The 230-nt window shown below is 46.5% G+C and carries 1 protein-coding gene; it reads left to right on the forward strand.

Going from position 1 to position 230, the window contains the following annotated elements; translation table 11 throughout:
- The coding region (locus SB724_RS22115; RefSeq protein WP_410573266.1) for a fibrobacter succinogenes major paralogous domain-containing protein at positions 1 to 230 on the forward strand (230 nt) is incomplete at both ends.

A 230-nucleotide genomic window follows, 5' to 3' on the forward strand; every position in this document is an offset into this window, starting at 1 on the left:
GTAAGTGCTGAAGGAATTGCAAATCCAGGAGCAGCATACAGTAGTCACCTGAAATTACCCGCAGGAGGATATCGTAGTTCTTCGGACGGTGGATTTACTTATGCAGGGCAAAGAGGGTATTTCTGGAGCTCAGATACATCAAACAGCGGCGGAAAATATCTTTATATAGGATCTACCATTGCGAATGCGAGTTCAGGAGCGCCTAGAGGACAAGGAGCGTCTGTAAGATG

The organism is Bacillus sp. SIMBA_031 (genome assembly GCF_046535225.1).
GTDB classification, from domain to species: Bacteria; Bacillota; Bacilli; order Bacillales; family Bacillaceae; genus Bacillus; species Bacillus velezensis.